The following is a 24913-nucleotide window of genomic DNA, read 5'->3' as shown; positions in this document are numbered from 1 at the left end:
TCAGACCCTCTTTCTTTCTTTGAACCGGATGGCGGCAATCGTAATATTATCTGCGCCTCCTCGAGCATTCGCTTCTTTCACCAATCGTCCGACAATTTCTTCAAGCGGTTCATCTTGTAAGATGATTTGCTCGATAACATCGTCCGGTACTTCATCGGTTAATCCGTCACTACAGACGAGGACGAGATCATAATCTGGAGCATCTCTAACTTGGATGTCAACTTCAACCGTTTCGTTCGAGCCAACCGATCGTGTGATGACATTCTTGCGTGGATGGTTTTCGACTTCCTCATCAGAAAGTTCTCCCATTTGCCGTAACATATTGACGTATGAATGATCATCCGTCAATTGCTTCAACGTCGTTCCTTCAAGAGCATACACTCTACTATCACCGACATGACCAATGACAAGCAACTCCTCGACCCAGCATACACAGGCAATGGTCGTTCCGACGATTGCGAGCTGCTCGTCTTTTGAAAACTGAAGAATGCGATCATTCGCCTCAGCTACGCGTTGTTCAATCCATTCTGATAGTTCCATAGGACGGTCGGGCATACGCGAAAAAGATGTCTCGAACACCTCGCGAACGATGGCACTCGCAATATCACCAGCAGCGTGACCACCCATACCATCTGCAACAACGGCAAGTCCACGCTCTATATCCCCGACGAGTAACACTGTATCTTCGTTTTTTGTCCTGACTTTTCCAGTAGTCGACAGATGAGCTAACTCCATGACAGTCCTCCGTTCGTATCAATCTTCTCGTTTTTTAAAGGCCGCGATGTAGAAACCATCTGTTCCGACTGTCGTCGGTAACAGCTTGAGTTCTGCACGATCCCCAATTAAATGACGGACGGATTCTGGCATCCGTGTAGCAAAGGACGCATCGAAGTCAAATCCCTGACTGAGGATGAATGCCGTCTGTTCTTCATTTTCCACTGGATCTATCGTACACGTCGAATAGACGAATGTTCCACCCTTTTTGACGAGTGGTAAGACAGACGTCAAAATATCTCGTTGAATCTTCGGGAGTTGTTCAAGTTGTTCTGGACGCTTCGTCCATTTGATGTCCGGCTTTCTCCGAATGACACCAAGTCCTGAACAAGGCGCATCGACAAGAATCCGATCAAACGATTCTGCTTCGAAGCGTTCCCCTGCTTTGCGTGCATCTAACGCTTCTGCTTTGACAGTCGTCAGACCTAATCGCATCGCCTGCTGATCAATCAATTTAATTTTATGTGGATGAAGATCAAGTGCTTGTAATGTTCCTGTCGTCAAGCCTTCAGCAATATGCATTGCCTTCCCACCAGGTGCTGCACAACTATCGAGAACATAATCAGACGTTTTTGCTCCGAGCGCACGCGCGACGAGCATTGAACTCTCATCCTGCAAGGAAAGATATCCCCGTTCAATCAAATCGGTTTTTTGAACACTTCCACGTTCGATTTCGAGACCGTCTGGCGCAACAGCAGATGGTTTTGCCGTCACACCTTGGTCAAGCAGAAGCGCGATTGCTTCTTCCGGAGTCGTTTTCGTCCGATTGATGCGAACCGTGACCGGTGCAGGCGTATTATTCAACTGACAGATGCGTAGCGTTTCATCCGGACCGAACAGTTCGATCCAACGCTCGACGAGCCATTGCGGATGACTCGTTTCAATACTGATCCGTTTTGCAACCGGCTCAATCTCGTTGAAATCAGGCATACCTGCACGTAGTACGTTCCGAAGGACCCCATTGACGACTTTTGAGACATGGACTTTCCCACGTTTTTTGGCAATTTCAACAGCTTCATGAATGACGGCATGATCCGGGACACGGTCAAGATAAAACAACTGATAGACACTCATTCGTAACAACGGACGCATGAATGGATCGAGTTTTTTCTGTTTCGCTAAATATGGTTCTAAAATATAATCAAGCGTCAATTCACGACTGAGCGTCCCGTAGACGAGTTCCGTGAACAAGCCGACATCCGACGCCGAGATGGCACGTTTTTCAAGCATTTGGTGGACCGTAATTGTTGAGAAAGCGCCACCTTGTCCGATTTTCATTAGTGTCGTTACTGCTGCGTCGCGTACATTCATGCGTTCTCACCTACTTGTTGTCCGAGTTCAAGCGATTGACCGATCCCCCGCATGAACGTGGCACCATCCATTCGTTTTTTTCCTGACGGCTGTAAATCAATCAACTTCAACGCTGTCTCGGAACCCGTTGCGATGACTGGACCATCAGCTTCTAATGCGATGATTTCACCCGGTCGTCCCGTTCCTGCGACTTTCGTTGCGAAAAAGACTTTTAATCGGTCTGTTCCAAGCATCGTATACGTACTCGGGAATGGATTCATCCCACGAATTTGATCGTAGAGTGACTCACCCGGTAGCGTAAAATCAAGTCGTTCCCGCTCACGTGAAATGTTTGGTGCAAATGTTGCTTCTTCCTCGACTTGCGCTTCTGGTGTCAATTCACCTGCTAATAGATGTGGTAACGTTTCAAGTAAGAGGCGCGCTCCTGCGTCCGCTAACTTCTCAAACATCGAACCGGCTGTATCGTTCTCTTCGATTGGAACGATGATTTTTGACAACATATCACCTGCGTCTAGCCGATCAACCATATACATAATTGTCACGCCTGTCTCTTTTTCTCCATCAATGATCGCTTGGTGAATCGGTGCACCTCCACGATATTTCGGTAAGAGTGACGCATGAACATTAATCGCCCCAAAACGTGGTGCTTCGAGAATAGCTGTCGGGACGATCTGACCGTAGGCTGCTGTGATGATGAGGTCTGGATTTAGATCAAGCACGTCCTGGTAATCATCACGAATATGCTTCGGTTGCAACACAGGAATGTCGTGTTCCATCGCGACGAGTTTTACAGGTGTCGGTTTGACTTCTCGTTTTCGTCCGACTGGTTTATCCGGTTGTGAGACGACGCCGACGACATCATATCCGGCATCGATGACTTCACGCAGCGTTCCTGCTGCAAACTCAGGCGTACCCATGAAGACGACGCGCGGTTTTTCTTGTTCGACGAGTTTATCCGTGAACAGGACACCATCTAAATGATCCATCTCGTGTTGAATCGCTCGTGCAAAAAAGCCATTCGCTTTAATTTTGATTGTTCGTCCGAGACGATCCTGTGACTTGACGACGATACGGTCAAACCGTTCGACTGGTCCAAAGATCCCCGGCATACTGAGACATCCTTCATCATCGATTTGCGAACCGTCCGCTTCGATAATTTCCGGATTGATCAGCTCAATTGGTCCCGTCTCATCATCGGTATGAACGACGGCTACACGAATCGGCTGGTTGATTTGCGGTGCGGCTAAACCAACCCCGTCATATTCGTACATCGTATCGAACATCCGGTCGATCATCTTACCGAGCTTCTTATCGAATTTCGTGACAGGTTCACACACCTGTCGTAATACATCACTTGGTACTTCTACTACTTTATACATACAGACACCTCACATGAATACAAATGGATTCAAGTCAATCGCGACTTGTGTTTTTGATTTTTGACGACGGGATAAGATATCACGGAGATGTGTCCGGACATCCTCCTGTCCTTTATGTTTAATTAAGACCTGTTGCCGATACATATTTTTCAGTCGAGCGAGTGGTGCATCAAACGGTCCATTGACGACTAAATCCTCAGATTCAAAGGCACGAAGCTCGGAAGCGATTTGCTGCGCTTCTGCTTGTGCTTCGAGCGGATGCGCTGCTGAGACTGTAATCAGACCAAGGAACCAAAACGGTGGATGCCCGCCGAGCTTGCGCAACTGCATCTCTCGCTTATAGAACATTTCGAAATCATGCTGTTTGGCAGTTTGAATGACGTAATGTTCCGGATTATACGTCTGGATGATCGACTGTCCGGCGAGTTGACCTCGTCCGGCACGACCGGATACTTGAGTGATCAACTGGAACGTGCGCTCACTTGCCCGAAAATCTGGAATACCAAGCGTCGCATCGGCAGCAATCACCCCGACGAGTGTAACGTTCGGAAAGTCGAGACCTTTTGCGATCATCTGTGTTCCGAGCAGAATGTTTCCTTCTTTGCGTTCAAAGGCATCGAGTAACTTCTCATGCGCTCCTTTACGCGACGTCGTGTCCTGATCCATCCGGATGATTCGCGCTTCCGGAATCAAATGCGCCAACTCTTCCTCAATCTTTTGTGTACCGGTTCCGAACTGACGAATTTTCGTCGATTCACAGGACGGACAAGTCTTGGGCATCGCGGCTTCAAACCCACAATAGTGGCACTTCAACCGATCTTCATGCTGATGATACGTTAAATTGACGGCACAATGCGGACATTGCAACGTCTCCCCACAATCCCGACATAAGACGAACGTCGTGTACCCGCGACGGTTCAAAAGTAAGACTGTCTGTTCACCGCGTTCGATGCGTTCTTTGATCCCTTCGACTAATGCGAGGCTAAACGGCGTACGATTACCCCGCTCCAGTTCCTTACGCATATCAACGATGTCGACAGGCGGTAATTCCCCACCGAAGCGTTCCCGAAGCGGTAAATAGCGATAGACCCCTTTTTGTGCCCGTGCATACGTCTCAAGTAATGGCGTCGCACTACCGAGTACAACCGGACAGCGATGATAGGCCGCTCGCCACTTCGCAACATCTCGCGTGTGATAGCGTGGATTTTCTTCTTGTTTATAGGTTGTTTCATGTTCTTCATCGAGAATGATGATTCCGATGTTCGTTAGCGGTGCAAAGACGGCGGACCGTGCCCCGACGACGACATCGACTTCCCCTTGAGCAATTTTTCGCCATTCATCATATTTTTCTCCGAGCGATAATCCGCTATGCAAGACGGCAACACGTTCGCCAAAACGACGTTTGAACCGTTTGACCATCATTGGTGTCAGACTAATCTCAGGAACGAGCAAGATCGCTTGTCTACCGCGTTCAAGTTGGGCATGAATCGACTCAAGATACACTTCCGTTTTCCCGCTTCCTGTTACACCGTGTAACAAGAACGTTCCGGTCTCTGCTTCAGCGGTAATCGACGAGACAGCTTCCTGTTGTTTCTCTGTTAAAGAGGATGGAACAAAGATATCTTGGACGAGATGTTCATACGGATTCCGTCGCACATCGATCGTCTCGACTTGAATGATGTGCTTTTTCTCCAGTGCATTCAATGTCGCACTCGTTGCACCTGTTGCCTGCTTCACTTCACTCCACAGGGCGTTCGGGAATTCCTGGATATAGGTATAAAGCGCCGCTTGTTGGCTCGCTTGTTTCGTAAAGGTTGCCTGTTCCTCAAGAAGACGGATTCGTTTATCCGTTTTAGATGTCTTTTTTTCGCGAATGACCGGTTGAAGTGTCACTTCAGCTTGCTTCGCTGCCGTCAAAACGATTTGCTGCACTTCCGTTGGTAATTGACTCATTTTCTTACCGTGATAGATCCGCAGGGGACCTGATTCTACCATGACCAGTTTATCATAACTCACCTTTAAGGCAGCAGGCAGCATCGCGAGTAATGCCGTCGCTTGAAAACACAATGTCGTTTCTGATAGATAAGCGGATAACTCGAGCAATTCCTCCGTATAGGTTGGCGTTTCATCGAGAACACGCACGATTGATTTGACGTTTGTCAAATCAGACGTCGCTTTCGTTCCGACGACAATCCCAAGCAACGCACGTGGACCGAATGGCACCTCAACGCGCATCCCGGGAACGATCAACTCTTGCCAGAGTTCCGGAACAGCGTAATCAAACGGACGATCGACGGTTGCTGCTGCGACGTCGACGATGACTTCGGCAATCATGCCAACGCCTCTGCAAATTGACGCATGAGTGTTTTCGCAAGCGTCGATTTTAATTGCTGGTCATAACGCGTGACGGAATCGTTCTTTCCAAAGACGACGACTTCATTTTCATCACTGACGAATCCGATATCAGATCGTGACACATCATTCGCGACGATGAAATCGGCTTTCTTTCGGACGAGCTTTTGTTTCGCGAACATCTCGACATCGGTCGTCTCAGCCGCAAATCCGACTAATAGCTGATGTTGTTTCTGCTCACCAAGCGTCTTCAGAATATCGGTTGTCTCTTCAAGTTCAATTCGAAGTGGTCCGTGGATTTTCTTCTGCTTCTGATCGTATTGGACAGATGGTCGATAATCAGCAACGGCTGCGGACATGATGACGATATCTTGCGTCTCATAGTCACGTAACATAGCCTCGAGCATCTCTTCTCCCGACTCAACGGCAATCGTTGCGATACCAGTCGGTAACCCGATCCGAAGTGGACCATGGACGAGCGTGACATCAGCCCCTGCATCTCGTGCCGCTTCCGCTAGCGCAATCCCTGTTTTCCCTGAAGAGTCATTCGTTAAGTAACGAACCGGATCGATCCGTTCTACTGTCGGTCCTGCACTGATCAAGACTTTTCGTCCGGCTAGATACTTCTCTTCAAAGAAGGTCGATAATGTGGCAACCAAATCTTCAGGCTCAGGCAGACGTCCTTTTCCGACCCAACCACATGCGAGATTGCCGACTCCCGGTGCAATCACCTGGACACCGTCCTGCTTCAATTGTTCAATGTTCCGGACTGTCGCAGGATGTTCAAGCATGTTAACATTCATCGCTGGTGCGACGATGACGGGACACGTCGCTGCAAGAATCGTCGTCGTAATGAAATCATCCGCGATTCCGTGTGCGAGTTTTGCAACTAAATTCGCTGTCGCTGGTGCGACGACGATCAAATCCGCTTCGTCCGCTAAATCGATATGAGCGATTTTTGAAGGATCGTGCTCGATGAAGACATTGTCGTAGACCGCTTTTCGTGTCAGTGCCTCGAATGTCGTCTTCCCGACGAACTGTTGGGCATTGCGCGTCATCGCGACTTGGACATGTGCGCCTGCTTGAACGAGTTTTGAAGCGAGTGCAGCTGACTTATAGGAAGCGATTCCACCGCCGACACACAGTAGGATGTTTCGGTTGGTTAACATGTAGGTATCCTCCTTATTGAAAAAAACAGCCACGATGACAAGTGGCTGCTTCAAAATTAGTCTTGCGGTTGGTTCGTGACGGATATTTCTTCGAAATAAAGCTCTTCTAAAGCTTTCCCGACCGGTTTATGCGATTTTGGGTTCGTGACTTTCACGCGTTTCCCGTCTTGGATTTGACGCGCACGCTTAGCGGCAACTGTAACGATCGTATATTTCGATGGTACTTTCTTTTGAAGCTTATCAACTGATGGATATAACATATCACTTAACCTCCATGGCTTTTTTATATAGGGACGCGACACGTTCCCGACTGCAATGTTCCGCTGTGACGATTGCTTGAATACGATCACAGGCTTTATGAATTTCGTCGTTCGTCACGACATAGTCATACGCATCCATCATCTCGATCTCTTCTTTAGCGACGAGAAGACGTTGCTTAATGACTTCCTCCGATTCCGTTCCACGCCCTACGAGGCGGTTCCGTAATTCCTGGAGGCTTGGAGGTGCAAGGAATAAGAAGACAGCTTCCGGAAAATGTTCTTTGACCTGCATGGCCCCTTGAACTTCGATTTCGAGAATGACGTCTTTTCCTTCATCTAGGATCTGGTTCACCCATTCAACTGGTGTTCCATAATAGTTCCCTACGAATTCAGCATATTCCAAGAGTTGATTGTTCGCAATCATCTCTTCGAATTCTTCACGCGATTTAAAGAAATAGTGGACACCATCTATTTCTCCTTCGCGCGGTTGGCGCGTCGTACAGGATACCGAGTAATGCAGATCGTTATCCTGATCTTCGCGCAAGGCACGACAGACCGTTCCCTTTCCGACACCACTTGGACCAGATAATACGAGTAATAAGCCACGCTCTTTGAAAATCACTTCAAAACCCCTCCATCTCACAAACTTCACATTGTTTCATATTAGCAGTAGAGACGGGAAGTTCGCAAGTCATCTTTTTTTAGCTCGACTGCTTTATCATACCATAACGATGCCATTTCTGTTACCTTTAGAAAGTGAGAACGAAATCAAGAAAGAAGGTAATCGTATGGCTTTTGACGGATTGATGACGACACGTGTCGTCGAAGAACTCCAACCGCTCGTCGGAGGACGGATCAATAAGGTATACCAACCTTATACATTGGATTTAGTATTCCAGATCCGGGCCGAGCGAAAAAACATATTATTGCTCGCCTCTGCGAATGCCATGTATGCACGGATGCACATTACATCGGAAACAGTCAGCAACCCGAGTGAACCTCCGCTCTTTTGTATGATGCTCCGTAAGCATGTCGAAGGTGGGTTCATTGAATCAATCGAACAACTGGAACGTGACCGAATCATCGTCCTGCGTGTCCGCTCCCGAAACGAACTCGGTGATGAGGAAGCGAAAAAAATCTATGTCGAGTTGATGGGACGTCACTCAAACATCATTTTGACGGACGGGCAGGATAAGATTCTCGATGCAATCAAACACTTGCCCCTCAGTCAAAATACATTCCGAACCATCATGCCAGGCATGACCTATCAACTCCCACCGGCACAGGATAAAGTCGATCCACTCACGGGAGATATCGAAAAGACACTCCACCGGATTGACTGGAACGCCGGTAAACTAGATCGACAGCTACTTGGTCTCTTCAGTGGTCTGTCTCCACAAATTGCAAAGGAAGTCGTTACGCGGGCAGGTCTTGCGAACCGGATGAATCTTGCTACCGCTTTCCAGGACGTCCTAAAAGAACTAAACGGCCCTTATGTATTGCAACGGATGGAAGGCGGCAAGGAACGCTTTGCACCGGTCCGCTTAACGGAAGGATCGGTCATCGATGAGAAGACATTCGAGACGAGTGGTCAAGTCCTCGACGCATTCTTCCATCAAAAAGCAAATCGCGATCGTGTCAAACAACAAGCGGCTGATCTCGAACGGTTCATCAAGAGTGAGTACGATAAGAATATCTTAAAGCGATCAAAACTCGAAAAAGATTTAGAAGCGACGTTACGGATGGACGAATGGAAGCATAAAGGGGAACTACTGACGACCTACCTTTATCAGCTCGAACGCGGAATGAAAGAAGCGACCGTCGTTGATTATTATGATCCAGATGGTGCTGAAATCACGATCACGCTTGATCCTCGTTTTTCACCGAACGAGAACGCACAACGTTATTACAAACGGTATAACAAATTAAAAACCGCCAAAGTCGAAGTCGCGCGCCAGCTTGAGAAGAATCAGGCTGAGATTGCGTATTTCGAAGGTTTGCTTGCCCAACTCGATGTCGCATCACCAGAAGATATTCGGGAAATGCGTGAGGAGCTCGTCGAAGAAGGATATCTACGCGAACGTCAAAAGAAGAAAAAGAAACCACAGCTCCCACAACTCGAAGAATATCGTTCTTCGACCGGTCTCTCGTTCTTCGTCGGAAAGAATAATAAACAAAATGATTACGCGACGTTCAAATTTGGACGCCGATCCGATACATGGCTACACACGAAGGATATCCCGGGATCCCATGTCATCATTCAAAGTGATACACCGGATGAGACGACATTGAAGGAAGCAGCAATCGTCGCGGCTTACTACTCGAAGGCACGGGAATCAAGCCAAGTTCCCGTTGACTTCACGGAACTACGCTATGTCAAAAAACCGAGTGGTGCGAAACCTGGATTCGTCATTTATACGGATCAAACGACGCTTTACGTCACGCCAGATCCAGATGTCGTCCAGTCTTTACGCCAATAATTTTACACAAAAACCGCTGTATTCCTACTAAAGAATAAGGAATACAGCAGTTTTTCGTCGTCATTTCATTTTTTCTAATTGTTCCCGGTAATCGAGCAGATGCCCATGGATGATGTCTTTCGCTTCACTTAATTCTTGATCAAATGAGAACATCGCTTGTTTTCGTTCATGTGAGAAAATGACATCATAATGATGGCTGAGTAAGAAATCTATTTCCTGACCGAGCGTTTTTTCCTGTTCTTCTGTCATCGGGATATCTCGGTGACTCGCAATACTTTCAAGTAAGACGAGCAATTTGTCTTCGAGATCGACGAGTTCCTTCAACCGAATGAACGCTTCACTTTGACCACTTGCCATCAACGGATACTTTTGATCTTCTTGGAGCATCAACATCATCTCTTCATGTTTGAGAATTTGTTTACGCACAGCAAGCAAGCGACCATCATCTTGCACAAGGCTTCGCCAATCTTCCATCAACTGTTGCGTCGTCTTCTTAACGAGTAACAGTAAGCGATCCTCATAATGCGGTGGGAAGACGATATAATTGACGACGACGGCAGATAATACACCGACGACGGTCAATAACGACCGTGATAAGGCGTAGTGCACATAATCGGCAGTCGGACTCTCGAACATCAATACGATCGCGAAAGCAGCGAACGTCGACATATCTGTTCGCCCAATCATCGAATTGAGCACGAGTGAGACGACGACAGCGAGTCCGATCGTTAATGGATTCGCACCAAGTGTTGCGACAATCGCAAGTCCACACATCAATCCGAGCACTGTTCCGAAAATTCGATTGAAGACGATTTTGAATGAACGATGGATTGTCGGTTGCATCGCAACGATTGCTGCTACGGCGCCCATACCTGAGTAAATACCGAACACATACCAGGAGATGCTAAGTGCAAGAGCAACTGCAATCCCCGTTTTGACCGTCCGTAATCCAATCCTAAATTTTAACTTCACTCGAGCGTCACCTGCCCGACTTCACTATTGACTGTCACTTCTGGCTTCTCTTGTTTTGACAGTTCATAAATCGTCTCGTCCTTATTCTTTTGTTTCGTATATCGGTCAGAGGCTTTAATGTCGCCTCCCGTATCGATCGTAATCGTACCAGCTGCTTTATCCGGTTTTAATTTTATTGCACCATCAATCGTTGTAACATCAAGGCTCAACTTCGCCATATATTCTGCCAGCGAAACACTCTCGGCTGTCACTTGCGCATGGACGGCATCCATTTCCTTGACGGAAATCGCTTGTGTTGCATTCAGTGTAATCTCATCACCTTTTACCTTATCGAGACTCATCGATTCACCACTCATCTCAATCGTTTTCGCGTAAATGCCCATTCCTTTCAACGTTCCAGCATCGACATCAACACGGTTCATATAGCTTGGTAGTCCAACTTGAATCGTATAATCTGCCGTCTTTTCACTCGGACGATTGCCTAGTCGGGACAGCCAACCATCTCGCCCTGTCACCGTCACTGTATTCGTCGACGTACTGATTTTCAGTCGTTTTCCACTCGATGCACTATCAACGAGCTTGATTTGGACGTTTCCATCTGTGCTTCGTACGAATTGTACCGTCGCGTGCGGCGCCTCGATAGCGAGTGATTTGTAGCGATTCGTCGTCTTGAATGACTCGCCACGTGATAATGATTCTGTTGAGACGAGTAATGTGATCGTATAGATGATGATAAGTCCGAGAATGACACCACCGTACAAGTAAATTGGCCGTTTCACTGGTCCTCTTTCACCTATTCGGTTCAATCGGGCATCCATCTTTTGTTTTTGTTTATTTTTTAAGCGCGTAAACGATGATTGTTTTCGTTTACGCACACTTCTACTATTATGCTCTTCCATGTCAGTCCCTCCATCTCATGTCTACCATTATTCCGAATATCCGAATCGGCTGTCAACAGCCCCCTTCTTATCATAGAAGAAGTTCACCGTTTCGCCATCGGGCGGAAGAAGGAAGACTACCCCCAATGAACCACTGACATTTCCAAAAATAAGCCGACAAAAAGGAGAGGAACGATGACGTGTCCTCTCCTTTCATAAGATACGAATTACAGTTCGAGTGACTCACCGATTGCAAGCGGATGACCGGTTTGACCTTGAGCTTCAATCTTTTCGCAGAACGCTTTTGCATCTTGTTTAATCAAATCAAATGTATCGTAATGGATGGGGACAACAGCTTTTGCTTGCAACATATCTGCCGCAATCAATGCGTCATCCGGTCCCATCGTGAAGTTATCACCAATCGGTAAAAAGGCTAAGTCGATTTCGTGATGAGCGCCGTAAAGGGCTAAATCCCCGAACAGTGCTGTATCACCAGCATGATAGATTTCTTTGCCTTCAATCGTCAGCAAGAATCCAGCTGGCATTCCCATATAGGTAATGGTTTGTTTTTCTTCGTCAATGATGCTTGATGAGTGGAATGCCTGTGTCATCTTGACTTTACCAAACGGAAATTCAAATTGTCCGCCAAGATTCATCGGATGAACGTTAAGCCCTTTAAAGCTTAAATACGTCGCCAGTTCATGTGTTGCGATGATCGTCGCCCCCGTTGCTTTTGCGATACGCTCCGCATCAAGCATATGATCGGCATGCGCATGTGTTAATAAAATAAAGTCTGCCTTGACGTCATCTGGATTCGTCGTCGCTTTTTCATTGCCACTAAAGAATGGATCGATGACAAGATGGTGACCATTTGTTTCAATCGTTACTGTTGACTGTCCGTGATAAGTTAGCTTCATTTACTTCACTGCCTCTCGATTAGGATTCGGATAATTGATTCCCTTCCCCCCATGCGCATAAACCTTTCATGGCAGGTTGCAGTGTGAATGCCACGTCCGTCAACTTATATTCGACGTGCAGAACTGCCTCGTCGTATTCAATTCGTTCAATCATTCCGAGTCGTTCGAGTTCTTTTAACTGATCGGTCAAGACTTTACGAGAAATCCCAGGAATCGCACGTTGTAACTCTAAAAAACGTTTCGGACCGTTCTCTAACGTGCAATATAATTGTGGACGCCATTTTCCGCCGATGATGGCGAGCGCCCGATTGACCGGAAATTGTTCTGTCGACATATTGTTCTCTCCTCCACAGTAGTTACTTCAAAGTGCGTACTATGCAATCGAGTGTAGCGTAAGTTAGAGTATGCGTAAATCATTATGCAAAAGGAGTGTTACACATGACGTATCCACGTAATTTTTCGCACATCGGTCTTTCTGTACCAAATCTCGACGAAGCCGTCCATTTTTATCAAGAGGTGATGGGCTGGTATATCATCATGGAACCATCCGACGTATTAGAGGATGACTCCGCGATTGGAGTCATGTGCACAGACGTCTTTGGTGCAGGATGGAACAAGTTCCGGATTGCTCACATGGCGACAGGTGACCGGATTGGCATCGAACTGTTCGAATTCCCGAACAATGAGCAACCAGAAAACAACTTCGAATTCTGGAAAACAGGTATCTTCCATTATGCGATTCAAGATCCTGACGTCGAAGGACTCGTTGAAAAAATCGTTGCTCACGGTGGCAAACAACGGATGCCGATCCGTGAGTACTACCCGGGAGACAAACCATACCGAATGGTCTACTGTGAGGACCCATTCGGCAACCTCGTTGAAATTTACTCTCATTCATATGAACTGACGTATTCGGAAGGAGCGTATTAAGATGAAAGCATGGTTAAACCATTCAGGTACAGCAATTGATCAATGGATGTTCGAAGAAGTCGAGACACCAACGCCTGGAGAAGGGCAAGCTTTAATTCGTGTCAAGACGGTCGCGTTAAACCCCGTCGACTATAAAGCAACGAATAATCCAGCATGGACGTTTCCCCATATTCCAGGTGTTGATTTAGCTGGCGTCGTCGAACAAATCGGACCTGGCGCAGAAGTGAAAATTGGCGACCGTGTAGCGATTCATACCAATCTACAACGCAATGGTGCATTTGCTGAGTTCGCGCTCGTCGATACACGTGCCCTCGCTCTGATTCCGGAAGACGTCTCATTCGCTGAAGCCGCTGCGATTCTGTGCGCTGGGATGACTGCTTATGAAGCGATCGTTCAAAAGATGAACACGACAGGTAAAGAGACGATTCTCATTCATGCTGGTGCAGGTGGTGTCGGCGGCATCGGCATCCAACTCGCAAAACGGCTTGGTCTTTCCGTCGCGACGACTGCTTCGACGGAAAATCATGAATGGGTGAAGCAACTTGGTGCAGACCTCGCCATTGATTACAAAAAAGAAAACGTCACAGAGGTCATTCGAGACTGGACGAAAGGTCGTGGTGCGGACTTAATTTTCAATACGGTTGGTCGAGAGGAAGCTACAGCGGATCTTGGGCGTCTTGCATTCTCAGGTCAACTTGCCTTTATTGCTGGCGGTCCTGATCAATCCGTCATTAAGCCATTCACACTCTCCCCTTCGATTCACGAAGTGGCACTTGCTGCTGCTTACGCAAGCGAAGATGACCGAGCACTCCGTAACCTTGGGCTTATGGCAAGTGAATTACTGAAACTCGTCGCAGCAAAAGAACTCGATCCACTCGTCACGGAAGAGATTCCAGCAGCGGACATCGTAAAAGGATTACAACGTTTATCCGAACGTCACGTCCGTGGTAAAATCATCGCTAAATTTAACTAATATTTGCTGTGGCACAAAACAGCCGACTGTCCTTAGATAATAGGACGGTCGGCTGTTGTTTTACTTTATGATTGCTTAGACGTGCACTCTGGTTAACGATACCTCTCTTGTTTCTTAATATGTAAGGATCGTCCGACTAACTCGAAGCCAACGTGCTGATAAATTTTATTCGCTGTTTGATTTGCCCAATCGGTATATAGCGTCACGACTGGGTAAGATTGCAGCAAGTGTTCAGAGAGTTTAGCTACGAGATAAGAAGCATATCCATTTCCGCGTAGCTCCTTTGGAGTATAGACGTAAGAGATCGTAATACCGGTTTGTGTCGGACGCGTAGCTGCTGCCATTGCAACGAGCATTGATCCACTGAACAATCCGAACAAACTTCCTTGTTCGATGTGTCGCGTCATCGACTGATGGAGTTGCGTGAGTTGTCGATCGGACGGACGCGATTCGACTTCATTCAAAAAACCCGTCGCAAACTGGATTGCATGCCGTGATTCTTGTTTCGGGATCGCTTTAAAAATGACACCTTCAGGTATGCGCGGCATCACTACCTTCGTCAAGGCATACACTCCCTGCTCCATATGCACATCATAGATCGAATGCGGTAATAACAGCGGTTCTAAGATCGACTGTTCTCCAACGAACCCTGGACTATCCAAAATACGCGCTAGCTTTCGGATACCCTCTTTTGAAAACACATCACCTGCAACGATCGCTTGCTCCGGTATCGTTTGCAAAATGACGAGTCGTCGATCGCCTTCTTGTGCCGTTGCCATCAGGAGCGGCTCATCCCCCCGTTCCAATATACCTAGAATCAACTGATGCGTATCTGGACGTTCAAGTAGAAACGGAAGGACGACCATTTTGAATTGTTCATAATCACGATAATGTGTCACCATAGTCGACGACCTCCTTTATTTCTATAGTGTACCAAATCATATACTAGAAATCGTAGGTCGTCCGACGGAATCTATCGGTTTTTACACGTTTGCGGTAAAACGTTCGCTCCAAGCAACTGGGTCCTTCGACCAATCTGCCAATTGTTCCTGTTCTTCTACTGTAATATCACCTTGTTGTTGTGCCGTTTCGAGTAACGCTTCGAACGTCAGTAATGCATCCGCGTCAACCTTCGCGTCTCGGAGATTGTTCTTCAAGGGTTCCATCCCGTAAGAGAAGATCGCTTGGATCCGAATGACGTTCGCTCCCTTTGCTTGGAGTGCTTCTGCTGCCTCAATTGCAGACATCCCCGTTGATAATAAGTCTTCAATGACGACGACGCGTTGGCCTGGTTGAATGACACCTTCGATTTGGTTACCTTTCCCATGTTTCTTACTGCCACTACGCACGTATACCATCGGTAACCCTAATCGTTCCGCGACGAATGCCGCGTGAGGAATACCTGCTGTCGCTGTTCCGGCAACGACTTCGATTCCTAAACCCTTCACTTTCTCAGCTAGGGCATCGGCAATCAAGGAGCGGACTTCTGGGTACGAAAGGGTCAACCGATTATCGCAATAGATCGGCGAACGGAGCCCACTTGCCCACGTATACGGATTGTTTGGAGATAACGTGACAGCTTTGATACGGAGTAATGCATTTGCAATTGGATTTACCATGATAATTGCCCCTTCCATTCTTCGAGTAACGTTTGATAGATCTGTTCGGGCTGTTTGGCACGTGTAATCGGGCGACCAATTACTAAATCCGTCGCTCCATTTCGACGCGCATCAAGAACGGTCGCGACTCGCTTTTGATCATCTGCTTCACTGCTAGAAGGACGAATACCTGGTGTGACAAAACGGAAGTCCGTTCGGCAACCTTTGATTAGTTCAGGAAGATCGAGCGCCGAACAGACAATACCATCTAGTCCTGCTGCATCTGCCAGTTGCGCATACTCACGAACGACTACTGGCATCGCTCCTTCAATCTTTAAGTCGCGTAACATCGCTTCATCCGTCGATGTCAACTGTGTCACGCCGATCAGCTGTGTCGCGGCGTTCGTTTCACGAAGTCCTTCTCGCGCAGCAATCATCATCTCTTTCCCACCGGCAACATGGACGTTCGTTAATTCGACGCCTAATTGTCCGATGATGCGCATCGTCCGGCGCGCCGTCTCTGGAATGTCATGGACTTTGACATCGAGGAATACCGCGTGCCCACGTTCGACGAGTTTGCGGACGAACGGTCTTCCCGCTGCATAAAACAATTCCATCCCAACTTTTACGGCTGGTCGTGTCTCTTCGAACCGTTCGAGGAACGAAAACACTTCTGCTTCGGTCGGAAAATCAAGCGCGATGTAAAGTTGATTCATATGCTTTCCCCCTGATGTCTAGAATATGATCGATGCCAAGTTCATCCATGCGACCCGGTAACTGCTGGATCAATTCTTGACAGATGTATGGATTGACGAAGTTTGCAGTACCGACGGCGACAGCGGAAGCCCCGGCGTAAATCATTTCTAAGACGTCATCGACTTCCATCACGCCCCCCATCCCGATGATTGGAATCGAGACGGCTTGAGCGACATCATGAATCATCCGAATCGCGACTGGTTTGATCGATGGACCAGATAATCCACCAATCCGGTTGGCAAGGATTGGCTGTCCCGTTCGGACATCGATTCGCATCCCAACGAGTGTGTTGATCATCGTCAGTCCGTCCGCACCTGCTGCTTCGACGGCACGCGCCATCTCGACGATTGAAGTGACATTCGGTGAAAGCTTAACGTAAACCGGTTTGCTCGAGACCTGTTTGACGCGACGCGTTAATTCAGCGGCAAGCAACGGATCCGTTCCGAACTGGATTCCACCTGATTTGACGTTCGGACAGGAGATATTTAATTCCAGTGCATGAATGCCAGAATGACGACTCATTTTTTCTGCAACAAGCTCATACTCTTCCGGTGTCGAACCGGCGACATTCGCGATGATTGCTGTATCAAACGTCTCGAGGAACGGTAGTTTTTTCGTTAAGATGCCATCAACACCCGGATTTTGGAGACCGATTGCATTCAACATCCCCATTCCACTCTCCGCGACACGCGGCGTCGGATTTCCGTAACGTTCTTCGCCCGTCGCTGCTTTGATCATGATTGCCCCAAGCTCTGATAAATCATATAACTTCGCGTATTCCTCACCGAATCCAAAACATCCAGATGCCGGCATGATCGGGTTTTTCAAGGAAAGTCCCGGCAACTCGACACGTAATCGTTCCGTCATAATACGACCTCCTCTGCCCGAAAGACTGGACCATCGGAACAAGTCTTGACGTACCCGCCTGTTGGTGTTTTACAGACACAGGCAAAACAAGCACCGATGCCGCATCCCATTCGATTTTCGATGGAGAGATACTTATGCTCAATCGGTTGTTGCTGGAGCGACCGCAACATCGGCTCTGGCCCGCAAGCGAGCAACACATCATAGCTTTCCGGACGTAAGGCAACCGTAACGAACCCTTTCGTTCCATGCGTCCCATCGACCGTCGTGACCGTCGTCTTACCGAGCGCTTGGAATTCCGCTTCGTAAAAGACGCTCGTTGCCGTATCAAATCCTAGAATCGCTTCACATGTCACACCACGCACGACGAGTTGACGCATCGTCTCATACAGCGGCGGCACCCCAATCCCTCCACCAACGAGAACGACCCGTTGATCTCGGTTGATGGCGTTGATCGGAAAACCGTTTCCGAGTGGTCCGAGGGCATCGATTTTGTCGTCGGGACGCAAGGAAGCTAGTTCTGCTGTCCCTTGTCCGATTTCTTTAAAGAGAAACGTAATCAGGTCATGATCGACCCGAGCAATCGAGATCGGTCGGCGTAAGAGTGGACCGACGCGTAGATGCATGAATCGCCCCGGCGCAATGTCTTGCGGTTGCTCGAGGCGACAAACGAGTTCCGTCGCGCCTTGAGCTACCGTTCGTCGAGAGACGACCGTCAAGAGTTGCTTCATTGGATCACCACTTTCTTTTCGTGTGTGAAGGCTTGAATCGCACTCGCTTCGAACGAGCGACTCTCGATGACGCGTAGAATCGCTTCCGCCGTATCGAGTGATGTTAGACAAACGACTTGATTCTCCGCTGCTGCCCGTCGAATGATGAAGCCGTCTTTTGTGACTTGTGAGTCGCGACTCATCGTATTGATGACATACTCGATCTCACCTTTTTCAATCACGTCGAGCATCGATTCGGAAGACGAGTCGATTTTACCGACCGTCTGAACCGGTAACCCTTGCTCCGTCAAGTACGCTGCCGTCCCTTCCGTTGCAAGCAACGTGAATCCAAGTGATGCAAAGCGTCGTGCAAGATCCGTCATTTCTGCTTTGTCCGGGTCTGCGACCGTCAAGAGGACACGACCGTGTTCTGGAATTGCCATCCCGGAAGCAAGTAATCCTTTGTAGAGTGCTTTTTCGAGCGTACGGTCCGTTCCGATGACTTCTCCAGTCGATTTCATTTCTGGTCCGAGCGTTGGATCGACTTCTTTAAGCTTCGCAAACGAGAAGACCGGTACTTTGACTGAGACGAGTGGTTCTTCTGGTAAGACACCACTTGTTAACCCGTAAGAAGCGAGCGTTTCACCGAGAATGATGTCTGTTGCGAGACGCGCGACCGGAAGACCTGTAACTTTCGAGATAAACGGCACCGTTCGGCTGGCACGCGGGTTGACTTCAAGGACATAGAGAGCGCCGTCCGCGTAGACGAACTGGATGTTGAGCAATCCCTTGATACCGAAGGCTTTGGCGATCCGCGTCGTATAATCGACGATCCGGTCCTTGATGACTTGTGATACGCGTTGTGGTGGATAGACTCCGATCGAGTCACCCGAGTGAACCCCGGCCCGTTCGATATGCTCCATAATGCCGGGGATGACGACGTCCGTTCCATCGCAGATCGCATCGACTTCAAGCTCGATTCCTGTCAGATACCGATCGACGAGGACTGGTCGCTCCGGTGAGGCAATGACTGCATGTTTCATGTAATGTTCGAGTTCTTCTTGCGCATAGACGATTTCCATTGCTCGTCCACCAAGGACATATGATGGGCGAACGAGTACCGGGTACCCGAGTGACGCCGCTGCTGTGACTGCTTCTTCAACCGTCACCGCTGTTTTTCCTGGTGGTTGTGGAATGTCGAGTGCTGTTAATGCCGATTCGAACTGTTTTCGATCCTCTGCCCGGTCTAGATCTTCAAGCGACGTTCCAAGAATTTTCACACCTTCTGCCGCTAATGATTCGGCTAAGTTGATCGCCGTCTGTCCACCGAACTGGACGATGACACCGAGTGGACGTTCGTTTCGGATGACTTCGAGGACATCCTCCGTCGTCAATGGTTCAAAGTAGAGCCGATCGGAAATCGAGAAGTCGGTCGACACGGTTTCCGGATTGTTGTTGACGATGATCGCTTCATAGCCAGCTTGACGAATCGCTTGAATCGAATGGACTGTCGCATAGTCGAACTCGACTCCTTGACCAATCCGGATCGGACCCGATCCTAAGACGAGGATCGAAGAACGGTTCGTCGCGATTGCCTCATTTTCGCGTTCGTATGTTCCATAGTAGTACGGCGTATCAGAGGCGAACTCTGCCGCACACGTATCGACCATTTTGTAGACTGGATGAATCGTTTGCGCTTCACGCATCCGGCGAATCTCTGTTTCCGTTTGTCCTGTAATCCGAGCAAGCATTGGGTCACTGAATCCATACCGCTTCACATGCAGGAGTAGTTCAGGCGTCAAACCAGCTGCGACTAATTGCTCGAGCTGCCAAATATGGTGCAATTTTTCAAGGAACAGGCGATCAATCGCCGTCCAGTCATGAATCTGTTCGACGCTGTAGCCGCGGACGAAGCCCGCGTACAAGGCGAACAGTCGATCGTCCGTCGCCTGGCGAATCGCTTGTTGCAACGCATCATCTGCCATTTCGATGAAGCGTGGCATGTACAAATCCGCTGTACCGATTTCAAGCGAACGAACGGCTTTCAGTAATGCCTCTTCCATCGTCCGTCCCATTGCCATGACCTCACCGGTCGCCTTCATCTGAGTTCCGAGCGTCCGGTCTGCCGTTTCGAATTTATCGAATGGCCAGCGCGGAATTTTAGCGACGACATAATCGAGTGCCGGTTCAAACGAAGCAAAGCTCGTCTCGGTGATCGGGTTCTTTAATTCAGATAAGGCATACCCGACGGCAATCTTCGCAGCAAGCTTTGCGATCGGATAACCGGTCGCTTTTGAAGCAAGTGCTGACGAGCGGGAAACACGTGGATTGACTTCGATGACATAGTAGTCGAAACTCGTTGGATCTAGCGCGAACTGGATGTTACATCCACCTTCGATTCCAAGTGCGCGAATGATATCGAGCGAGACGTTACGTAGCAATTGATAATCACGGTCCGATAGTGTTTGCGTCGGAGCGAAGACGATTGAGTCTCCGGTATGAACACCGACCGGGTCAAAGTTTTCCATCGCACAGACGATGATGGCTTGGTTCGTTGCATCACGCATGACTTCGAATTCGACCTCTTTCATCCCGGCAATCGATTTTTCAAGTAGTACTTGTGTTGCTGGACTTGCCTTGAGTCCCCCTTCGACGATTCGCGTGAACTCTTCTGGTGTATTGGCGATTCCACCACCCGTTCCTCCGAGTGTATATGCCGGACGGATGATGATTGGTAGACCGATCTGTTGTCGGAATTGTTGTGCTTCTTCGAGCGTATGCACGATTTCACTATCCGGTACGCCATGTCCGCGTCTAAACATCAGTTGACGGAACAAATCACGATCTTCTGCCTCTTCGATGGCTGATAATTTCGTTCCGAGCAACTCGACATTGTATTCAGCAAGGATACCAAGACGATCTAGTTCAACAGCCAAGTTCAAACCCGTCTGACCGCCAAGTGTCGCAAGTAAGGCATCTGGTCGTTCCTTCCGGATGATTCGCGAGACGAACTCTGCTTGAAGAGGCTCGATGTAGACACGATCCGCAACTGTTGGATCCGTCATGATTGTTGCCGGATTCGAGTTGACGAGGATGACTTCATATCCTTCTTCCTTCAAGGCTTGACACGCTTGTGTTCCTGCGTAGTCGAATTCAGCTGCTTGTCCGATGACGATTGGACCGGACCCGATAACGAGAATCTTCTGGATATCTTGACGTTTAGGCATGAGAGACCTCCTGTTGTTTCGTGATTTCTTCTAAAAACTGTTGGAATAGACCGTTCGCATCCATTGGACCGGGTGATGCTTCCGGATGATACTGAACTGAGAAGACGGATGCTGACGTATGACGGATGCCTTCGACCGTTCCATCGTTGATTGCGAGATGCGTCACTTCAAGCACGGTATCGCGCAATGAGTGTTCGTCGACGGCATATCCATGGTTTTGCGACGTGATGTCGACACGACCTGTCCGGATATCTTGCACGGGATGATTCGCACCCCGGTGACCGAATGGCAGTTTGAACGTATCCGCGCCATGTGCTAGTGCGATCAACTGGTGCCCAAGACAAATTCCGAAGATGACGACTTTCCCTGTCAATTCTTGAATCAGCGGAATCGCTGTCGGGACATCCTTTGGATTCCCTGGTCCGTTCGACAGCATCACACCGTCTGGACGATAGCGTAAGACTTCCGTTGCGCTCACGTCGTATGGCACAACGACGACTTCACAGCCCCGTTTGACAAGTTCGCGGACGATTCCGAGCTTCGCTCCGAAGTCAACGAGGACGATTCGTGGTCCAGCTCCTGGGATGATATACGCTCGTTCCGTTGAAGCACGTTTGACTTGATCTGTCTCGATTGGTGCATCTTGCAGGTGGTTTAATTCCTCTTCTAGGTTGAACTCTCCGTCAACGAGTCGACCGCGCATGACGCCTTTAGAGCGAATATGTCGTGTTAATTGACGCGTATCGACTCCACTTAATCCTGGAATATCAAGATCTCGAAGAGCTTCATCGAGCGACATCTCACTGCGGAAGTTCGACGGTGTTTGACAATGTTCGCGAACAATCAATGCTTTAGCGAGTGGACGCGTCGTTTCATAGTCTTCTCGATTGATTCCGTAATTGCCGATCAACGGATTCGTCAGCACGATCATCTGATCACAGTAAGATGGATCCGATAGCATCTCTTGATAACCAGTCATTCCGGTTTGGAAGACGACCTCTCCTGTTGTTGTCGTGTCCGATCCAAACGCCGTTCCTTCAAACGTCATACCATCCTCTAACACCAGTGTCCGTTTACGCATGTGCTGTGTCCTCCTTGAATACGATTTCTCCCTTGACGAGCGTCATGACTGGGAATCCTTTTAACCGTTCTCCTGCGAACGGTGTGTTCTTACCTTTTGAACGGAATCGTTCCGGTGAAACCGTTCGCTCCGTCTCTAGATCAAGCAGGACTAAGTCTGCTTCCGCCCCCACTTCAAGTTTGCCGTAAGGTAGTTCAAAAATCGCTGCTGCCTTGTCCGTCAAATTCCGGATCAGTGTCTCAAGTGTCATCTTGCCTTCAGCGACGAGCTTCGTATAAAGGAGCGGGAATGCTGTCTCGAATCCTGTGATGCCAAACGGTGCGCGTTCGATACCGAGTGCCTTTTCTTCTGCCGCATGGGGCGCGTGATCGGTCGCGATACAATCAATCGTTCCGTCTGCTAGTCCTTCGAGCAATGCTTGACGATCCGCTTCACTTCGCAGGGGAGGGTTCATTTTAAAGTTCGGATCCTGGTCTTTAATGTCCTCATCGATCAATACGAGATGGTGCGGTGTGACTTCTGCCGTCACACGGATGCCTGCTCGTTTGGCGTCACGAATGACACGAACGGATTCTTTCGTCGAGACATGACAGACGTGATAATGACAACCGGTCTCTTCGGCAATCAGGACATCCCGGGCGATATGGATGCTTTCTGCAAGTGATGGAATGCCTTGCAAACCTTCCCGTCGACTGTAACTTCCTTCATGGACACATCCCGCTTTCAACGAATCATCTTCGCAATGCGCAACGATTGTTTTTCCAAGGTGGGCTGCTTGTTGCATCGCCGTTCGCATGACAGCTGCCGTCTGGACCCCGACACCGTCATCCGTGAATGCCACAGCATCCGTTAATTGATCGAACGCGACGAGTTCTTGTCCGAGTTGATTTTTTGAAATCGCCGCGTAAGGCAAAACCCGGACAGATGCCGTCTCTTCAATCTTTTGGAACAAGGCATCAAGTGTTTGCCGATCGTCCGGTACGGGACGCGTATTCGGCATCGGGCAAATCGTCGTGAATCCTCCTGCTGCAGCCGCTGCCGTGCCGGTTGCTATCGTTTCCTTATGTTCGCCGCCTGGTTCCCGGAGATGGACATGGATATCGACGAATCCTGGTGAGACGAATAATCCGGACGCATCGATGACCATTTCCCCAGCTTGCGGTGTTGCTGCTAAATCCGTAATTTTCCCGGCTTCGATTCGAATATCCCCCGTCCGAACTTGTCCCGCCTCGTACCATCTTGCATTCTCAATTCGTGTTGTCATCTTTATCGTCTCCTTTGATTGATTTCGTTGAAAAGCACCATTCGAGAATCGCCATGCGGGCAAAGACACCGTTTTTCATCTGTTCAAAGATTCGCGATCGCGGGTGTTCGACCAGTTCGTCAGCAATCTCGACTCCCCGATTGACCGGTGCCGGATGAAGCACGATCGCGGAATGCTTCAGGCGGTTCATCCGCTCATGCGTCAATCCATACGTCGCGTGATAGACTGCTGGATCAAATCGAGTCGTCCCGTCATGCCGTTCGTGCTGGACTCGAAGCAACATCAAGATGTCGCACTGTTCGACTGCTTCATCCATCGAAAGACACGGTATCCCCATCGCCGGATCGTACCACTCAACTGGTCCTGATCCATAGACGATGGCACCGAGTCGCTTTAAGATATCCGCATTCGACCGGGCGACGCGACTATGTTGTAAGTCCCCACAGATGACGACGACTTTTCCTTCGACCGTTCCGTACGTCTCGACGATCGTCATCAGATCGAGTAAGGACTGGGACGGATGTTGACCGCTCCCGTCTCCCGCATTGATGATCGGAATATCGAGCGTTGCTAGTAGTTCTTCGTAATAACCGGTCGCCCCGTGACGAATGACCAACCCATCGGCGCCGATTGCCTCAAGCGTCTTGCACGTATCGCGTAACGTCTCCCCTTTTTGCACGGATGACGTCGCTGTTTCAAACGGCAGTAGATGCATATTCAAGCGATGCTCTGCCATTTCAAAGGAAGAGCGTGTCCGGGTCGAGTTTTCAAAGAACAGATTGACGAGTGTCTTATCGGAAAAATCTGGTGCTGGCTCGCCCCGTTTAAAAGCGAGACTGCGTTCAATCAACGAATTGATCTCTGTCGTGGATAAGCTTTCTAAATTGACGAAATGCCGGTTTTTTAGAATCGTCTTCATATCATTCACTCCTTTTCAGGTCATGAAAAAGGCGCACCTTCTAAGTGAAGGTGCGCCGAAAGAAGGCAGAGTGATTCCCTGCATCTTTTCATGGCCTTC

The 24913-nt window shown here is 48.8% G+C and carries 23 protein-coding genes and 1 pseudogene; 3 read left to right on the top strand and 21 right to left on the bottom strand.

The window, feature by feature from the left end; translation table 11 throughout:
• The 8 genes and pseudogenes from ACV3PA_RS08205 to gmk all read right to left on the bottom strand — a co-directional run bounded on the left by ACV3PA_RS08205 (position 1) and on the right by gmk (position 7864).
• Positions 1-735: a Stp1/IreP family PP2C-type Ser/Thr phosphatase gene (locus tag ACV3PA_RS08205; protein ID WP_053453818.1), complete on the bottom strand. Its 735-nt coding sequence runs from the start codon at positions 733-735 to the stop codon at positions 1-3.
• Between the two features lie 18 nt (positions 736-753).
• The gene (gene rsmB / locus ACV3PA_RS08200; protein ID WP_456124433.1) at positions 754-2085 is read right to left on the bottom strand and encodes a 16S rRNA (cytosine(967)-C(5))-methyltransferase RsmB; all 1332 of its coding nucleotides are present in this window, start codon (positions 2083-2085) and stop codon (positions 754-756) included.
• On the bottom strand, positions 2082-3002 hold the full coding sequence (gene fmt, locus ACV3PA_RS08195) for a methionyl-tRNA formyltransferase (protein WP_456125957.1): 921 nt from the start codon (positions 3000-3002) through the stop codon (positions 2082-2084). The genes rsmB and fmt overlap by 4 nt, the downstream gene beginning before the upstream one ends.
• 24 nt (positions 3003-3026) lie before the next feature.
• Positions 3027-3464 (bottom strand): annotated as a pseudogene (def, locus tag ACV3PA_RS08190) (peptide deformylase); the annotation flags it as partial.
• A gap of 9 nt (positions 3465-3473) precedes the next feature.
• Complete coding sequence (gene priA, locus ACV3PA_RS08185; RefSeq protein ID WP_456124432.1) at positions 3474-5798, bottom strand: primosomal protein N'; 2325 nt, start codon at positions 5796-5798, stop codon at positions 3474-3476.
• Positions 5795-6985: a bifunctional phosphopantothenoylcysteine decarboxylase/phosphopantothenate--cysteine ligase CoaBC gene (gene coaBC / locus ACV3PA_RS08180; protein WP_053453821.1), complete on the bottom strand. Its 1191-nt coding sequence runs from the start codon at positions 6983-6985 to the stop codon at positions 5795-5797. Before coaBC ends, priA begins: the two co-directional genes overlap by 4 nt.
• Before the next feature lie 56 nt (positions 6986-7041).
• Positions 7042-7245, bottom strand: a complete 204-nt coding sequence (gene rpoZ, locus ACV3PA_RS08175; protein ID WP_053453822.1) for a DNA-directed RNA polymerase subunit omega — start codon at positions 7243-7245, stop codon at positions 7042-7044.
• A gap of 1 nt (position 7246) precedes the next feature.
• Positions 7247-7864: a guanylate kinase gene (gene gmk, locus ACV3PA_RS08170; protein ID WP_197484513.1), complete on the bottom strand. Its 618-nt coding sequence runs from the start codon at positions 7862-7864 to the stop codon at positions 7247-7249.
• 169 nt (positions 7865-8033) lie between these two features.
• On the opposite strand from gmk, the gene ACV3PA_RS08165 reads away from it, so the two are divergent.
• Entirely contained in the window at positions 8034-9725 is a 1692-nt protein-coding gene (locus ACV3PA_RS08165; RefSeq protein WP_456124431.1) for an Rqc2 family fibronectin-binding protein, read from the top strand.
• A 60-nt stretch (positions 9726-9785) separates the two neighbouring features.
• Here the strand turns inward: ACV3PA_RS08165 and ACV3PA_RS08160 are convergent, their stop codons facing one another.
• The 4 genes from ACV3PA_RS08160 to ACV3PA_RS08145 form a co-directional block, all read right to left on the bottom strand.
• Positions 9786-10697, bottom strand: a complete 912-nt coding sequence (locus ACV3PA_RS08160; RefSeq protein ID WP_053453825.1) for an FUSC family protein — start codon at positions 10695-10697, stop codon at positions 9786-9788.
• Positions 10694-11596 (bottom strand): DUF4097 family beta strand repeat-containing protein, encoded by a 903-nt coding sequence (locus tag ACV3PA_RS08155; protein ID WP_053453826.1) that lies wholly within the window; start codon positions 11594-11596, stop codon positions 10694-10696. Before ACV3PA_RS08155 ends, ACV3PA_RS08160 begins: the two co-directional genes overlap by 4 nt.
• Positions 11597-11802: 206 nt before the next feature.
• The gene (locus tag ACV3PA_RS08150; RefSeq protein ID WP_053453827.1) at positions 11803-12492 is read right to left on the bottom strand and encodes a metal-dependent hydrolase; all 690 of its coding nucleotides are present in this window, start codon (positions 12490-12492) and stop codon (positions 11803-11805) included.
• 19 nt (positions 12493-12511) lie between these two features.
• Positions 12512-12826 (bottom strand): winged helix-turn-helix transcriptional regulator, encoded by a 315-nt coding sequence (locus tag ACV3PA_RS08145; protein WP_053453828.1) that lies wholly within the window; start codon positions 12824-12826, stop codon positions 12512-12514.
• A 104-nt stretch (positions 12827-12930) separates the two neighbouring features.
• Between ACV3PA_RS08145 and ACV3PA_RS08140 the strand changes: the two genes are divergently transcribed.
• Positions 12931-13422 (top strand): lactoylglutathione lyase family protein, encoded by a 492-nt coding sequence (locus ACV3PA_RS08140; RefSeq protein WP_053453829.1) that lies wholly within the window; start codon positions 12931-12933, stop codon positions 13420-13422.
• Between the two features lies 1 nt (position 13423).
• Positions 13424-14395, top strand: coding sequence for a zinc-binding dehydrogenase (locus tag ACV3PA_RS08135; protein ID WP_456124430.1), 972 nt, complete (start codon positions 13424-13426; stop codon positions 14393-14395).
• 92 nt (positions 14396-14487) lie between these two features.
• On the opposite strand, the gene ACV3PA_RS08130 is transcribed toward ACV3PA_RS08135, so the two are convergent.
• The 9 genes from ACV3PA_RS08130 to ACV3PA_RS08090 form a co-directional block, all read right to left on the bottom strand.
• Complete coding sequence (locus tag ACV3PA_RS08130) at positions 14488-15297, bottom strand: GNAT family N-acetyltransferase (RefSeq protein WP_456124429.1); 810 nt, start codon at positions 15295-15297, stop codon at positions 14488-14490.
• Between the two features lie 81 nt (positions 15298-15378).
• Positions 15379-16020: an orotate phosphoribosyltransferase gene (gene pyrE, locus ACV3PA_RS08125; protein ID WP_442855423.1), complete on the bottom strand. Its 642-nt coding sequence runs from the start codon at positions 16018-16020 to the stop codon at positions 15379-15381.
• On the bottom strand, positions 16008-16709 hold the full coding sequence (pyrF, locus tag ACV3PA_RS08120) for an orotidine-5'-phosphate decarboxylase (RefSeq protein WP_053453833.1): 702 nt from the start codon (positions 16707-16709) through the stop codon (positions 16008-16010). Before pyrF ends, pyrE begins: the two co-directional genes overlap by 13 nt.
• Positions 16684-17616: a dihydroorotate dehydrogenase gene (locus tag ACV3PA_RS08115; protein ID WP_053453834.1), complete on the bottom strand. Its 933-nt coding sequence runs from the start codon at positions 17614-17616 to the stop codon at positions 16684-16686. The genes pyrF and ACV3PA_RS08115 overlap by 26 nt, the downstream gene beginning before the upstream one ends.
• The gene (locus ACV3PA_RS08110; protein WP_053453835.1) at positions 17613-18344 is read right to left on the bottom strand and encodes an iron-sulfur cluster-binding protein; all 732 of its coding nucleotides are present in this window, start codon (positions 18342-18344) and stop codon (positions 17613-17615) included. The genes ACV3PA_RS08115 and ACV3PA_RS08110 overlap by 4 nt, the downstream gene beginning before the upstream one ends.
• On the bottom strand, positions 18341-21550 hold the full coding sequence (gene carB / locus ACV3PA_RS08105) for a carbamoyl-phosphate synthase large subunit (RefSeq protein WP_456124428.1): 3210 nt from the start codon (positions 21548-21550) through the stop codon (positions 18341-18343). Before carB ends, ACV3PA_RS08110 begins: the two co-directional genes overlap by 4 nt.
• Positions 21543-22631: a carbamoyl phosphate synthase small subunit gene (locus tag ACV3PA_RS08100; RefSeq protein ID WP_053453837.1), complete on the bottom strand. Its 1089-nt coding sequence runs from the start codon at positions 22629-22631 to the stop codon at positions 21543-21545. The genes carB and ACV3PA_RS08100 overlap by 8 nt, the downstream gene beginning before the upstream one ends.
• Positions 22624-23895: a dihydroorotase gene (locus ACV3PA_RS08095; RefSeq protein ID WP_456124427.1), complete on the bottom strand. Its 1272-nt coding sequence runs from the start codon at positions 23893-23895 to the stop codon at positions 22624-22626. Before ACV3PA_RS08095 ends, ACV3PA_RS08100 begins: the two co-directional genes overlap by 8 nt.
• Positions 23879-24814 carry an aspartate carbamoyltransferase catalytic subunit gene (locus ACV3PA_RS08090; protein WP_456124426.1) on the bottom strand — a complete coding sequence of 312 codons (936 nt, stop codon included), beginning with the start codon at positions 24812-24814 and terminating at the stop codon, positions 23879-23881. The genes ACV3PA_RS08095 and ACV3PA_RS08090 overlap by 17 nt, the downstream gene beginning before the upstream one ends.
• Between the last annotated feature and the right edge of the window lie 99 nt (positions 24815-24913).

Source organism: Exiguobacterium sp. EA-TM-5, from assembly GCF_053878415.1.
Note: the sequence above shows the minus strand (reverse complement) of the source record. Positions and strands in the feature narration are given on the sequence as shown.

Excerpts from the sequence above, each read along its gene's own strand:
- priA (WP_456124432.1), bottom strand. The coding sequence starts at position 5,798 with ATGATTGCCGAAGTCATCGTCGACGTCGCAGCAGCAACCGTCGATCGT.
- ACV3PA_RS08130 (WP_456124429.1), bottom strand. The coding sequence starts at position 15,297 with ATGGTGACACATTATCGTGATTATGAACAATTCAAAATGGTCGTCCTT.
- pyrF (WP_053453833.1), bottom strand. The coding sequence starts at position 16,709 with ATGAATCAACTTTACATCGCGCTTGATTTTCCGACCGAAGCAGAAGTG.
- ACV3PA_RS08205 (WP_053453818.1), bottom strand. The coding sequence starts at position 735 with ATGGAGTTAGCTCATCTGTCGACTACTGGAAAAGTCAGGACAAAAAAC.
- carB (WP_456124428.1), bottom strand. The coding sequence starts at position 21,550 with ATGCCTAAACGTCAAGATATCCAGAAGATTCTCGTTATCGGGTCCGGT.
- ACV3PA_RS08155 (WP_053453826.1), bottom strand. The coding sequence starts at position 11,596 with ATGGAAGAGCATAATAGTAGAAGTGTGCGTAAACGAAAACAATCATCG.
- fmt (WP_456125957.1), bottom strand. The coding sequence starts at position 3,002 with ATGGGTACGCCTGAGTTTGCAGCAGGAACGCTGCGTGAAGTCATCGAT.
- ACV3PA_RS08150 (WP_053453827.1), bottom strand. The coding sequence starts at position 12,492 with ATGAAGCTAACTTATCACGGACAGTCAACAGTAACGATTGAAACAAAT.
- ACV3PA_RS08110 (WP_053453835.1), bottom strand. The coding sequence starts at position 18,344 with ATGAAGCAACTCTTGACGGTCGTCTCTCGACGAACGGTAGCTCAAGGC.
- ACV3PA_RS08095 (WP_456124427.1), bottom strand. The coding sequence starts at position 23,895 with ATGACAACACGAATTGAGAATGCAAGATGGTACGAGGCGGGACAAGTT.
- rpoZ (WP_053453822.1), bottom strand. The coding sequence starts at position 7,245 with ATGTTATATCCATCAGTTGATAAGCTTCAAAAGAAAGTACCATCGAAA.
- ACV3PA_RS08135 (WP_456124430.1), top strand. The coding sequence starts at position 13,424 with ATGAAAGCATGGTTAAACCATTCAGGTACAGCAATTGATCAATGGATG.
- coaBC (WP_053453821.1), bottom strand. The coding sequence starts at position 6,985 with ATGTTAACCAACCGAAACATCCTACTGTGTGTCGGCGGTGGAATCGCT.
- rsmB (WP_456124433.1), bottom strand. The coding sequence starts at position 2,085 with ATGAATGTACGCGACGCAGCAGTAACGACACTAATGAAAATCGGACAA.
- ACV3PA_RS08100 (WP_053453837.1), bottom strand. The coding sequence starts at position 22,631 with ATGCGTAAACGGACACTGGTGTTAGAGGATGGTATGACGTTTGAAGGA.
- ACV3PA_RS08090 (WP_456124426.1), bottom strand. The coding sequence starts at position 24,814 with ATGAAGACGATTCTAAAAAACCGGCATTTCGTCAATTTAGAAAGCTTA.
- ACV3PA_RS08140 (WP_053453829.1), top strand. The coding sequence starts at position 12,931 with ATGACGTATCCACGTAATTTTTCGCACATCGGTCTTTCTGTACCAAAT.
- ACV3PA_RS08145 (WP_053453828.1), bottom strand. The coding sequence starts at position 12,826 with ATGTCGACAGAACAATTTCCGGTCAATCGGGCGCTCGCCATCATCGGC.
- ACV3PA_RS08165 (WP_456124431.1), top strand. The coding sequence starts at position 8,034 with ATGGCTTTTGACGGATTGATGACGACACGTGTCGTCGAAGAACTCCAA.
- ACV3PA_RS08115 (WP_053453834.1), bottom strand. The coding sequence starts at position 17,616 with ATGACGGAACGATTACGTGTCGAGTTGCCGGGACTTTCCTTGAAAAAC.